The following is a 12,993-nucleotide window of genomic DNA, read 5'->3' as shown; positions in this document are numbered from 1 at the left end:
GCTGGATTTTTTTGAATTACCTTTTGCTGTTATGAGTTATTGAATGTTTGAGATATTTCCTTTTCAGCTAGTTCTGCATTGGCAGCTTCCAATTCCTTATGTTTATCTACGGAATCTCCGGCATAACTGCCTTCCGTTCCCAAACTATTGGTTCCAGTTCTAACATGTACTTCACCACTGGTGTTTGCCTGGATGGGAATATTGAATGTCTTTTTTGGCTGTTTTTTCATGATTATCACCTCAACCCTAGCATGTGTTTCCCATTGTTTTTAATTCCTCCAAGTATGGAGGGGCAGCGTTTGAAGCTAAACAGTCTTTCTAAACTCCTGATACATGGCATTCTCTTTTTCCCGTCTCGAGAACAATGTCACAGCAACAACGGTGATAATCGATATAGGAAACCCGATGAATACTGGATGAGCGCCAAACGGATGACCCGCTATTTGCCATATCACCGCAATTGACAATCCCAGCCACATTCCTGAAATTCCTGCGGCTTTGGTCGCCTTTTTCCAAAATAATCCGAACAATACAGGTGCTAATAAGCCAGAAACCAGCATCGCACTTCCTGTTACCCAGAGAGTGACCAAGGTAGGAATGTAAAGAGCTAACAGCACAGCAATGACCGATACGATGGCGACCGATAAGCGACTGTATAATAGCATGTTATGGTTTTCTGCCTTATCCCCTAATCTTGGTTTAACAATATCATTAACAATGGATGTTGAGGCTGCCAGGAAAAAAGAATCGGCACAAGAGATAACTGTTGCCAGAAGAACAATGACCATAATAATGACGAGCGCAAATGGCAGTACGGCGGCGCTCAATTCATAGTAAATTAACGCTGGGTCAATATTCGTCATTTGCATGCCGAATTTCCCTAGAACTCCAATGGCTATAACCGCTCCTGCTGTCAAAAAGCCAAGGATAATCGCTGCCCAATATCCATTTTTAGCAATGTTAAGATCCTTGGCAGCCCAGAAACGCTGCCATAAATCCTGCCTGACGAACTGATAAGCACCAATCGTAAATAGAAAGACAAAGAAGTCATAGGTGGATATATTGAAAATACTCAGTGCATCGGTACTGCCCATAGCAGCAGCATTTTCGGTAACATTGCTCCACCCGCCTGAGGCAAGCCACACGGCAACCAGTAGAACCGCGACCCCGATTGTTTGAATCGTACCGTGAATCGCGTCCTGCCAGATGACGGAAACTAAACCGCCGAAGTATGTTTTCAGCGTTAATAATACCCAGCTGATTAGAATGCCGGTTGTCATATTTAAATCAATCGTCAGATTCAAGATCGTCGCTATCGCTACAAATTGCATGCCGGTAATCGAACAATACGCGACCAGAATACTGAGTACGGTCGGAATCCGAGCGGCTTCCCCGAACCGTAATGCCGTGAAATCACCGATCGTGACCATATTATATTTTTCCCCTAAAATCCGAATTCGTTTCAACATAGAAAACGCCATAATGATCGACGTTAACGTAAAACCAATGGCAAGCCACTGCTGACCCATTCCGTATAAATAACCATTCGTCATGTAGCCAAGCAAAATGGAACCGCCAATTGCTGTTCCTGTAAATGTCAGGATAAGCGGGAAGAGTGAAATCGTCCGCCCTGCCACATTATAATCATCGTACGTTTTAATTTTCCTATTAATATAGATGGAGAGACCAAATAGAAAGAAAAAATAGACAACTACAATGAAAAACAATATTGTTTGCTGTTGTGCGGAAAACATCTCATCACCCTTTCAAGACTTCTTCATACGACTGGCTTTGGCTGAACGTCAAGTCACCTTCCAAATAGGTTTGCTGTACCTTCATTTCTTTTAAGTGGTCAGGCTTAACTTCCAGCGGGTTTTCACTGAGAACGATAAGATCCGCTTTAGACCCTTCTTTGATAACCCCGAGCAGCTGCTCTTCACAAGAGCTGTAGGCCGCATCTACAGTAAACGCTTTCAATGCATCCCAGACAGAAATTTGCTCTCCTTGCTCTACGACTTGTCCACTTGAAGTTTTTCTAGTAACTGCACTATAGATGGATTGCCATGGATTACCGCTATTAACAGGCAAGTCGGAGTTCCCAGGAGCAACAATTCCGTGTTCTTTAAAAGACTTATGCGGGAAAAGATGGTTAACACGTTCCGCCCCTAATTTAGCCACATAGTTATCACCAATATGGTACAGGAAACCTATCGAGGAAGCCGCAACTAACTCTAAGTTCTTCATGCGTCTCAAATGATCAACTGTGGGCATAACGCAATGCTCGACCCTGTTGCGCATTCCTGTTATATTTGTGTTGTTATGAATCTGTTCAAATGATTCGATCGCCACTTCAATTGCGCGGTCCCCGATCGCGTGAACGGCGACACGCAGCCCCGATTCTATTGCTTTCTCCATGAGCGGATGGATTTCTTCGACCGAATTGTACAGAATTCCTTTTTCCTCTGTATCTACATACGGATCATGCATGGCAGCAGTCTTCCCGCCCACGCTTCCATCCAGCATAAACTTCATACCTTGAATTTTCACAAGATCATTCCCGAATCCGCTTCGCAAGCCCACCTTTAACACTTCATCTAATGAACCGTCAAAGCCGTTTTGATCAATCGCCCATATCCATGGCCGCACTCTGACTCTTAATTCATTTTGCTCCTGCAAATATTGGAATAATTGCAAATCTGTTGTTTGAGTCGACATGTCATGAACAGTCGTGATTCCCCATTCAGCGAACTGTTGCTGAGCCAGCCTCATTCCTTCGGCCATGTCTTCAAGATCATAACGAGGAACATCTAGCAGCCCTTGCGCTTTTTCCTGTAGTAATCCCGTTAAGTTTCCATTTTCGTCTCGTTCAATATGACCGCCAGAAGGATCAGGGGTTTCTTGTGTGATCCCACTCATTTCAAGCGCCTTGGAATTCGCTACGGCCATATGAGCACAAGATCGTTTCAACACCACTGGATGATTAGGGGCAGCCTCATCTAACTCCCACCGTGTCGGATTACGCATTTCTACTAACTTACTATCATCCCAGCCAAAACCTCGTATCCATTCATCTTCAGGAGTTTTCACAGCTTCTTCGCTCACCTTTTGTAAAAGGTCCTCCATCGCAGGAGTTGTTTCTGGCCTGCAGTCAATCTCGAGCAGCGTACTTCCGTAAATGGTTGGGTGAATGTGACTTTCGATGAATCCAGGCATTAACGTTTTTCCGTTTAAATCGATGATTTTTGTATGTTCCGTTTTCCAGTCGAACACATCTGACTCGTCCCCAACAGCTACAATCATTCCATCTTTCACCGCCACAGCACTGGCTTGAGGAAATGAATCATCCATTGTCAGTACATCGCCGTTGAAGAAAATAACATCAGGCTTCCTCATAATTCTCTGCTCCCTCCTACGTGAACGCCTCTCCTATTAGAAAATTAAATCCAGTTAAAAAGTTAACTGGATCTGTGGAATTGTTCTTTATTTTATAATTTTCTAAATATTAAGTTATCATCAAACTGGCTCTCTGTAAAGCATCTCTCAATACTCGACAAAATAGAACAATCCGGCAGAATATGGAGGTTCTGCCGGATTGGCTTTTAAGATAATTCTCAGCTAAATAAAAAGCTACTATACTTTCTTTCTTCTAACTTCATTTCACAAAACGAATATTATCATTTGACGCTCACTATTTCTTTCACTCTTTGTCTAACTCTGTATCTTCTTCTTCCGATTCTTTTTCTGGATCTTGTTCTGCTTCTGGTGCTCTCTTGTTTAATTCCTCAGATGCCGCTGCTTCTTGATAATGACTGTCAGGAGAAGGATCAAACGGATTAACGTTCCCGCGTGAAACATAGCTCTCAAGCATGGCCTTCAAGTCCATTCCGGTTGTTTCCTTCAAAGATTCCTGAATGCCAAGCATGGTTGAAGTTACACTATTCGCCACTTTGGCAGACCCGCCTTGAGAGTTTGATCCGCCCATATCAATCACTTTCATATCCTTAATTTGTGACAGAGGTGCAGATACCTTCTCTGCATAATCAGGCAATACGTTGATCATCATTTCCATAATGGCTGCTTCCCCATACTGTTCCATTGCCTTAGCCATACGTTCTTTCGATTCTGCTTCAGCTATACCACGCTGGCGAATAACCTCTGCTTCTGATTCACCTTTAATGCGCTCCTTCTCTGCTTCTGCTTCCGCCTTTTTAGTCGTTTTGTAAGCCTCAGCATCAGCAATGGAGCGGCGGCGTTTATTTTCTTCCTCTTCTAGCTCAACAGCCCGTTGTTTCTCAATATATTGTACTTTCAACTCTTCATCCTTAACCTGCTGAGCTAACTTCTGCCGTTCGATCTCGCCTGCTTGTTCTGCATTGGCTTTCGCACGGTTCGTATCCTTTTGAAATTCAGCTTCTTTAATATCCTTTTCTTTTTTCGATTCAGCCACAGCAGTTAAACGGCGAATTTCTTCATTCTGGGCTTCCTGATCGTTCTTCGCCTGATAGATCCGTGTTTCTTTTTGCGCATCAGACTCCGCCATATTCGCCTTCTTCTGTACTTCGGCAATATGGGGACGCCCGAGGGCATCGATATAGCCATTCTCCTGGTCAACATCCTCCACGTCATTCAAAGCGAACGAGGTGATTTCAAAGCCCATCCCTTTTAAATCAGATTCAGCAATTTTTTTCACCTGTGTATTGACCTCTTTAAAGTCATTATAAATTTTCTCGATGGGGAGCGAAGCAATGATGGAACGAAGGTGGCCGTTTAATACATCCTTCAACTCGGATTCACGCTCCCCTTGCTTTTTCCCTAAAAATTTCTCCGCAAAATTGGCCATGATCTCCAATTCACTGCCGATACTAATAACAGCCGTACTCGCTACACGTACCGGAATCCCTTCCTTGGTGTACGCTTTTTCCGAGTTGACTTGCAGCTGGAAAGATGTCAAATCAATAGGTGTAGCCGTTTGGAACATACGAAGACGATATCCGCCCCCACGAATAATCTTTACCGAACGTCCATTATCATCTTCAAACACATTCTTCTCTTTCTCAGGATCTCCTAACTTTGGTCCCGTGACAATCAAAGCTTCATTCGAGCTCGCCGTTTTATAACGAACCTTAAAAATAATGAACGTAATAATCCCTCCAGCAACGACTAAGAAACCGATAATTCCTAAAATCACAAACAGTAATGCACCTTCAAGCATTTCCATTCCCCCTTCTTTTTCTAAAAACCATGTTAAGTAATGTATGTAAAAATCAGCTTCCTATATAACCGATTTTCCTCTTGGAAAAGTTCCTGTATGTATTGTATTTTTAAATAAGTCGTGAACTCCCAACTAAAAGACCTTTTTATTAAAATACGATTGAAACATTATTTGGTTTCAAAAAAGCCAGCAGAAATTGGAGTTCTGCTGGCTAAAGCATAATCTGGTTTTGATTGGCAGATCAGCTAAAGTTTCAATTTAATTTGTCACCTTTTTTATCTCTAATCAAAACCTTGTAAGGAATTTTTTTAATGGAAAGTTCTTCTCTTTTTATCTCAATAATTTTCTTTACGTATTTCTCAATTTTTGCGGCTTGCTCCTTCGTTCCCCATGAATACCACCTATCAGATAGGGAGGTTTTAATAATAATTTGCAGCGGTTCAGGGTGGAAAGAGTAAGCAAATCCTGTAACTTCCTCGAATCTTTTATCTGCTTCTTCCATGATTGCTCTGAAAATAGGTGACCATTTCATATCTCTCATTTCTGCTTCGCTTCTCCTTGTTACTTTGACTGTATAATTTAATCCTTTTTTAGCATATATCGTGTCGTGTACAATTTTTTCGATATCTTCCTTAACGTTATTGTAGTAATGCTTTGTCCCTTCAATTTCAATATTCATAGCTTGCTTTGATTTCCTTGAATTAAGACTCATTGTACTGACCTTGTTATACCCCTTTTCCTTTAATATTTTATGAGCAATTTCAAACAAATCGCTTGTAAGCTGATGTCGCTCCCTATCCTCTTCACTTAATTCCTCCATCCCCCTGTCCTCTACTCTTATATGAATGGCCACCTCACCAAAATTGTAAGATGTAACAAGATCTTTAATGAGTTGTTTCATTTCACTTTCATGTTCTTTTTTATATGGTTGATCTTTAACACTGATTGTAATCGAAGGAGATTTAGAAGAGAAAAGGTCATCTATTGAGGTAGAAATGCTGCCTTGAAATCCTTTTTTCTTGAATTTATTGTGCAGCTCTTTGCGAAAAGCTTCGATCTTTTCTTTCCTTTCTTTGGTTTCCTTCATACTCTGTTTAATATTTTCCTCCAGTTTTTCACCCTGCACCATTTGATTACTACTAATAGAACCAATCAAAAAAACAGCGACCATACATGTCAAAACTATTCCGGCTATAACAGTTATCCTCTTCCCCATTCGCTCCCCTCCACTTATGGAAAAATCATGGATAATATGGCTTGTATTAAATATATAAATTTTTGACTTAATTATGAATGCACATCATCGAAATCTTTTAATCACCTCAGGTCTTTAATTTACCGAATTTTTATGTTCATCTTATTTTCTATTATTATTTACTAGCTATGATAGAATCGAATTAAAACTTAGGGAGGTTTTAGCGTGCATGCCACAATTATGAAAAATCTATTCTTTTCCTTGTTGATCCTTTTCACTGCCCTCTGTGCAGCAACACCATTTGAGGATGTAGCAGCCATGAATCATCAAGAAGGTAACCGAGAACAAGAGAACCTTTCATTAGGACAGAAAAACTTGCCAGAATCACGTAAAACAACACAACTAACCAAAGGAGTCACCCATACAGAAATTTCTCGAGGCTACTATTCTCAGAACGCATACTACACGGTAGACATAGCCTTTCTAACCTCAAAGAGGAAAGCAAAAACAGTGGCCCAAAGCTTGAGAGATACTGGCTATAAAGTCGAGATACATAAAGTGAAGAACAAACATACGAAATACACAGATGTCGAAGAAAAGAATATTGGATATGTGATTCGGTCTGGAGAATTTACTCATAAGGAAGAGGCTGAAAAACTAGCTGACCGAATTAGTGACGATGGTTATAAGAAAGCAAGCGTTACTTTTTCAGAATTTGATGGGACTACGAAAACCACAGGTCCATGGCAAATTGACGTCATTGAAATCAATCCTGAAAAATTTGAAGGTGAGCTGACCAACCTTCTCGCAAATGGAAAAATCCCTGGACGTGAAACAGTATCTTCTATGGCCGCTCGGAGTAAAGCCATAGCGGGAATAAATGGCGGCTACTTTGTCGTCGGTTCACAGGATGGTACTCCTGGGGATCCAGCCGGCATTTCAATCATTGATGGCAAACTTGTAAGTGAATCTGTCGGGGATCGAACAAGTTTGTTGCTTTCAAATAATCAGGGAGAAATCGGGGAAGTAAGAGCTAAATTAAGCTTGGAAACCTCAACTGGAGCTACAGAAGTAATTGATGGAATGAATAGGGAGCCCGGACTGATTAGGAACTGCGGTGGAACAGATGATAAACCTACAACTAAACCTAAGCATGATGTCACATGTACTGATCAAGAAGAAATCATCCTATTTAGCGCTTATTCTGGTGATATGACCCCAGAAGGCGAAGGGTTTGAAGTGGTCGTAAACGAAGAGGATAAGGTCGTAAAAACTTATCCCCAGCGCGGACACAAAATACCGGAAAACGGCAGCGTCCTTTCGGCCACAGGGGAACAGGCGAAATGGTTAAAGAATGCTGTTTCAATTGGAGATAAACTTCGTATATCAAAAAAGGTATATTCTGATGGAAAGCTCATTAATACTCCGTCCAGTTTAGATGTGATTAATGGAGGCCCCCAACTCTTAGAGGACGGAAGAATTGATATACAAGCTAGAGAGGAAGGATTTCGTTGGAGCAAAGATTTCTTTTACCATTTTGCCCTCTACCGTCACCCTAGATCCTTTGCAGGCATTAAAGAAAATGGAAATATCCTGCTTGGAACTGTAAATGGTCGTAATCCGAAAGAAAGTATTGGAATCAGCTTTTTTGAAAGTGCCAAAATACTCAAATCCCTTGGAGCAGTTGAGGGAATGAACCTTGATGGAGGTGGATCCTCGTCGATGGTTGTGGAAGGTCAACTCGTCAACGATCCCTCGGACACAACGGGTGAACGTCCAGTTTCAGATGGGATATTTATTTTAAAGTAATTAAGCAAAAAGATCAGGCTTATTGACGGCTGACCTTCTAAATTTTCATTCACATAGTTCATCCAGCCGGAGACTCCTTCGGGAAATACACTACGCTTTCCCGAAGGAGTCTCGGTGTATTTCCTGCGCTGGTATGTTGAGACGAAAGTTTATGTCAGTTCGAGGGTTAAAGACATGAAAAGAGCTAACAGTAAACAACCAGCAGAATGTTGAGGCTCTGCTGGTTGTTTACTTGATGAATGATTTAACTTTGAACAAAAGGCGAAAGGTGCAGTCCCCTTCTAAATCTTTGATTTAGGTAGAAAGGTTCACTTAACCGTTCACACTACCCATATTGCTTTCTTTTAAGGGGGCTGATGGGGGAATACCACGGTTTGCAGAGGATGCTTTTATACCGCCATATCCCAATCTAACACCTATAAAACTAGTCAGTAGTAAGAGCAAGTCTTTTTTAGTAGCTGTCAATGACATATCCCCTTTTCAAATAGGATAGAAATAGAAATAGAAACAGAACCCGCCGACATTATCAAAGGACTGTAAAGATTTTACACGAAGCTTATTTTTCGACTGTTCCCCGCACTTTATTTTCTGGTGATGATTGGATCGATTTCGCTCCCGGACGACCGTTTTCAACTTCCCATGAAGTCAGAGTATATGCTCGTGCATTTGGATCGCCTGCCGAAGATACGACCCTATAGTCACTCTTCCAGGAATCGTGCGTTACATGGCAGCGGACATATCCACGCATGTCGCCATTAAAGAATTTGACGTGGGGATTCTCAGGAAGGGCTGCTTCCACTTCCCTGGCCCAGCCGCATCCGGAACTAATTGAAGTTCCAACGAATTCGGTGGCTACTGTTGCCGAATCTGGATTGCTGAAATCTGACTTGAGGTCGTTTACCCAGCTGGAATGCCAGTCCCCGCTAATAACTACTGGATTAGATGGCTGGCGCTGCTCGATAAAGTTTAAAACTTGTGCTCTTTCACCAGCATAACCATCCCATTGATCATGATTGACACTGATGCCAGGCCCATTATCATAATCAAACTGGGCCATAATCGTCTGTTGGGCAAGGACGTTCCAGCGAGCATTTGAGTTGCTGAGGTTGTGTAATAACCATTGTTCCTGATCTGATCCCATCATGGTTCTTGATGGATCCAACGCCTCTGGTTCTCTAGTGGCCCCAGGAAATCCTTCGCTTACTTGATCATCACGGTATTGTCTAGTATCCATGACGTTAAATTCAGCTAAATCCCCAAATGTAAACTTTCGATAAAGCATCATGTTAGCGCCGTGGGGCTTCGAACGCATTCTAAGGGGTAAATGTTCGTAATAGGCCTGAAAAGCATTCGCCCTCATTTCCATAAAATGCTTGTTAGACTCCTCCCCGTCCGGCTGAGAATGTTCATCCGCCCAATTATTCTCAATCTCGTGGTCGTCAAACGTAACGATAAACGGAAATTTAGCATGTGCTGCTTGTAAATCTGGTGAGGTTTTGTAAAGAGCATGGTTTAGACGAAAATCAGCCAGCGATTCCGTACTCCCTTTTTCGTATGTATAGTCTCCCAGATGCACAACAAAATCCAGATCCTCCTTAACCATATCTCGGTAGGCGGCATAGTTTCCTCCTATCCATGCCTGGCAAGAGGCAAAGGCAAATGAAAGGGTGTCAACATGTGTGCCAAACACTGGAGCGGTTTTTGTTCTTCCGACTGTACTGATCTCCTTACCCGCCTTGAAACGATAATAGTATTCCCGTCCAGGTTTTAAACCATGAACCTCTGCATGAACAGAATGACCGAACTCCGGAGTGGCCACTTCTGTCCCGCGCCGGACAATTTTATGAAAGTTCTTGTCTTCCGCGACTTCCCAATGAACAGGGAAATTTCGTTGAATCATTCCCCCGCGGCCGTCTTTCGCAAAAGGCTCTGGAGCCAGCCTTGTCCATAATACAACTCCATCAGGAAGCGGATCGCCTGAGGCCACTCCTAAAGTAAAAGGATAGTTTGAGAACTTTGGGGATGCCTGGGCATGATCTTTAGCAAAAGAGGATGGTATCGTGAAGGCCAATGCTGTCGCCATAGCTGTTTTACCAGTTGCACCAATAAAGCCTCGCCGATCCATTTCTTTCGATTCTAATTCCTTAAGCCATTTCTCATAATTCAATGTTCACCAGCTCCTTTAGTCCGTTATTTAATCCTTTCACATTTAAAATAGCACAGACTAAGTTGGTACGTTCCGAATTTACAGAAAACTTAAAGAGCCTTTAAGAAGTTAACTTCAATTTAATTTAAAAAGTTAGCCTTTAGCAACGTAGTTGTAGTATAGATATCCCCATTGACCACCCATAGACATAAAAATAGCTGTTTCAACCGTAAGCAGCTAATTCCAAGTGACGTGTCTACTTCTACCCTGTTAACACATCTTCCTCCGGGTGACGAATCTTCTGTTCCTCCCTGCGTGCTAGCGATAATACAACGGATAATGGTCCAACTAAACCCACATACATCATACACATAATGATCATTTTTCCTATTGTACTGAGACTCGTAGTAATTCCTGTTGATAAACCCACTGTTCCAAAAGCAGACATCACTTCAAAGAGCAAGTCAATAAATGGTTTATTCTCAGTAATCGTAAGAGTAAATAAAGCCAAAAAGATGAACGAAAGGCTGGTCACGACAATAGCCTGGGCTCGATACACAACCCCAACTTTAATATTTCTATTAAACAAAACAGGACTTTGCGATTTATGCTTTAAGTAAGTTCCAACGGCAAATAGAATGATGATGAAAGTTGTTAGCTTTATCCCCCCAGCGGTTGAAACACTGCCGGCTCCGATAAACATTAACATTGCCACAAACATTAAGGTAGGGTCTTCTAACTCCCCGATAGGAACTGTGTTAAATCCTGCTGTTCTAGGGCTGATTCCTTGAAAGTAGGCTGCCCAAAGCTGTTCACTGTCGGATAGCTTTCCTAATGTTTCAGGGTTATTTATTTCGAGCAAGTAGAACGTTACAATGGCAACCATATTCACGGTGATGGTACCTATGACCATTAATTTAGTATGAAGGGTTAACAACCGAAACGTTTTTTTTGACCCAAGGTCGTTTATAACAGTAAAACCAAGTCCACCTAGCACAAACATTAAGGTAATGACGATATTCACAACTGGATCGCCGACATAATCACTGAGACTATCAGGCCAAAGAGCAAAGCCGGCATTATTGAAAGAAGAAACAATATGAAACAGGCTGTAATAGATTCCTTTCCAAAGTCCCATCTCCGGCACCCACCGTACCGATAAAAGGATGACTCCAACTGATTCGATGGTTAAGGCAAAAATGACAAGTCGTTTAACAAGACGAATAATTCCACCTAGTGATGTTTGTAATTGCTCTTGGATAAGAATACGTTGTTTTAAACCGATTTTTTTCCCAAAGATCATAAAAATTAAAATCGAAAAGGTCATGAAGCCAAGCCCGCCGATTTGGATGAGCGCCAGAATGACAACTTCTCCGAATAACGTGTAGGCTGTCCCCGTGTCGACCACCCATAATCCTGTGACCGTTACAGCAGACGCGGAAGTGAATAAGGCATCTATCCAACTGACCGGCATAGTGGTTGCAATGGGTAACTTAAGTAATAGACCTCCTAGTAAAATTAAAAAGAGAAACCCAAATGCGATGAATAGAGGTGGGTTTAATTGTACGTTTTTAACCTGTTGTTTAATGACTCTCATTAAGCCGTCCATCGACATTCTCCTTCAACCTCATCTAGTAGTTCATCATTTCTGTACGATCATATTAGTCATTGTCCAGCATGTTATTCCTAAATCGTTTAATATCGGCTTCTGCCCCCATAATTACCATCAGATCTCCTTCCCCTAAAACTTTATCCGCTTCAGGAGAAACATCGATCTCTTTCTCTCTTTTAATAGCTAAAATATTAATGCCATAGTTTGCTCGTACATCTAAATCAGCTAAAGATTGGCCAATCATGCTCTTCCCAATGAGTACCTCCACGACACTGTACTCATCTGACAGTTCAATATAATCCAACATACTGGAGGACAATATATGATTAGCTACCCGTTTCCCCATATCTCGCTCAGGATGCACCACGTTATCAGCACCAATTCGGTACAAAATCCTTCCATGGTATTCCGTAATAGCCTTTGCTGTTACTTTTTTAACATCTAACTCTTTTAGCATAATAGTTGTTAGTAAGCTTGCTTGAATGTCGTCACCAATAGCAACAATGACATGATCAAAGTTTCCTATTCCCAAACTTTTCAACATGTTTTGCTCTGTCGTGTTCGCAATAATCGCATAGGTTGCGAGATCCTTATATTCGTTAACGATCTCCTCACTCTTATCGATGGCCATAACTTCTTGTCCTTGTTCACTTAGGGTCCGGCAAATGCTGCCCCCGAACCGTCCAAGCCCAATGACTGCATATTGTTTTGTCATGATGATTCCTCCCACTCTTGCTTTCTTGCTGTCATATAAAAAGCCATGAAAAGAATGGCTTTTCATGGCTCGCAAAATTGGCATAATTATACATACTAATCCAATTTCATTCTTCCCTTTCCACGCTTATGAGGTTAGCTGTCGGATTCGGGTGTGAAAAGGTCACCCTACCAGAAAGGAAAACTCTTTCCGGATTCACCCCAGGTAGCCAGGCTACATTATTGGGTCCCCCACCTTTCTAACAAGAAAGTTAAGCGGTCATCTTTATTTAATTGGCATGAACGTATTCTACTCCTAGAGAAAA

10 protein-coding genes and 1 riboswitch are annotated in these 12,993 nt (G+C 41.8%); of the genes, 1 reads left to right on the top strand and 9 read right to left on the bottom strand.

Annotated elements, in window-relative coordinates:
• Nucleotides 1-29 precede the first annotated feature (29 nt).
• From P9989_RS03550 to P9989_RS03530, 5 genes are all read right to left on the bottom strand, one after another.
• On the bottom strand, nt 30-230 hold the full coding sequence (locus tag P9989_RS03550; RefSeq protein ID WP_283077451.1) for a hypothetical protein: 201 nt from the start codon (nt 228-230) through the stop codon (nt 30-32).
• Nucleotides 231-305: 75 nt separating this feature from the next.
• A complete protein-coding gene (locus tag P9989_RS03545; protein WP_283077450.1) occupies nt 306-1,754 on the bottom strand; it encodes a sodium:solute symporter family protein in 1,449 nt (482 codons plus the stop codon).
• A gap of 4 nt (nt 1,755-1,758) precedes the next feature.
• Entirely contained in the window at nt 1,759-3,393 is a 1,635-nt protein-coding gene (locus P9989_RS03540; RefSeq protein WP_283077449.1) for an amidohydrolase, read from the bottom strand.
• Between the two features lie 304 nt (nt 3,394-3,697).
• Nucleotides 3,698-5,212 (bottom strand): flotillin family protein, encoded by a 1,515-nt coding sequence (locus P9989_RS03535; protein WP_283077448.1) that lies wholly within the window; start codon nt 5,210-5,212, stop codon nt 3,698-3,700.
• 253 nt (nt 5,213-5,465) lie between these two features.
• Nucleotides 5,466-6,428 (bottom strand): hypothetical protein, encoded by a 963-nt coding sequence (locus tag P9989_RS03530; protein ID WP_283077447.1) that lies wholly within the window; start codon nt 6,426-6,428, stop codon nt 5,466-5,468.
• Nucleotides 6,429-6,632: 204 nt separating this feature from the next.
• Here P9989_RS03530 and P9989_RS03525 point away from each other — a divergent pair, with 204 nt between their 5' ends.
• A complete protein-coding gene (locus P9989_RS03525) occupies nt 6,633-8,216 on the top strand; it encodes a phosphodiester glycosidase family protein (RefSeq protein WP_283077446.1) in 1,584 nt (527 codons plus the stop codon).
• 312 nt (nt 8,217-8,528) lie between these two features.
• On the opposite strand, the gene P9989_RS03520 is transcribed toward P9989_RS03525, so the two are convergent.
• The 4 genes from P9989_RS03520 to P9989_RS03505 all read right to left on the bottom strand — a co-directional run bounded on the left by P9989_RS03520 (nt 8,529) and on the right by P9989_RS03505 (nt 12,689).
• Nucleotides 8,529-8,681 (bottom strand): hypothetical protein, encoded by a 153-nt coding sequence (locus P9989_RS03520; RefSeq protein ID WP_283077445.1) that lies wholly within the window; start codon nt 8,679-8,681, stop codon nt 8,529-8,531.
• A 91-nt stretch (nt 8,682-8,772) separates the two neighbouring features.
• Nucleotides 8,773-10,383, bottom strand: coding sequence for an alkaline phosphatase D family protein (locus P9989_RS03515; RefSeq protein WP_283077444.1), 1,611 nt, complete (start codon nt 10,381-10,383; stop codon nt 8,773-8,775).
• A 241-nt stretch (nt 10,384-10,624) separates the two neighbouring features.
• The gene (locus tag P9989_RS03510) at nt 10,625-11,959 is read right to left on the bottom strand and encodes a TrkH family potassium uptake protein (protein WP_283078819.1); all 1,335 of its coding nucleotides are present in this window, start codon (nt 11,957-11,959) and stop codon (nt 10,625-10,627) included.
• Between the two features lie 64 nt (nt 11,960-12,023).
• Nucleotides 12,024-12,689, bottom strand: a complete 666-nt coding sequence (locus P9989_RS03505; RefSeq protein WP_283077443.1) for a potassium channel family protein — start codon at nt 12,687-12,689, stop codon at nt 12,024-12,026.
• A gap of 107 nt (nt 12,690-12,796) precedes the next feature.
• Nucleotides 12,797-12,956, bottom strand: a riboswitch (cyclic di-AMP (ydaO/yuaA leader).
• Nucleotides 12,957-12,993 lie beyond the last annotated feature (37 nt).

It is taken from the genome of Halobacillus naozhouensis (assembly GCF_029714185.1).
Taxonomy (GTDB): domain Bacteria; phylum Bacillota; class Bacilli; order Bacillales; family Halobacillaceae; genus Halobacillus_A; species Halobacillus_A naozhouensis.
This window is presented reverse-complemented; position numbering and strand designations above follow the sequence as displayed.

What these genes read in the sequence shown, in the direction of transcription:
- P9989_RS03550 (WP_283077451.1), bottom strand. Translation starts at nt 230, where the DNA reads ATGAAAAAACAGCCAAAAAAGACATTCAATATTCCCATCCAGGCAAAC.
- P9989_RS03545 (WP_283077450.1), bottom strand. Translation starts at nt 1,754, where the DNA reads ATGTTTTCCGCACAACAGCAAACAATATTGTTTTTCATTGTAGTTGTC.
- P9989_RS03540 (WP_283077449.1), bottom strand. Translation starts at nt 3,393, where the DNA reads ATGAGGAAGCCTGATGTTATTTTCTTCAACGGCGATGTACTGACAATG.
- P9989_RS03535 (WP_283077448.1), bottom strand. Translation starts at nt 5,212, where the DNA reads ATGCTTGAAGGTGCATTACTGTTTGTGATTTTAGGAATTATCGGTTTC.
- P9989_RS03530 (WP_283077447.1), bottom strand. Translation starts at nt 6,428, where the DNA reads ATGGGGAAGAGGATAACTGTTATAGCCGGAATAGTTTTGACATGTATG.
- P9989_RS03510 (WP_283078819.1), bottom strand. Translation starts at nt 11,959, where the DNA reads ATGAGAGTCATTAAACAACAGGTTAAAAACGTACAATTAAACCCACCT.
- P9989_RS03505 (WP_283077443.1), bottom strand. Translation starts at nt 12,689, where the DNA reads ATGACAAAACAATATGCAGTCATTGGGCTTGGACGGTTCGGGGGCAGC.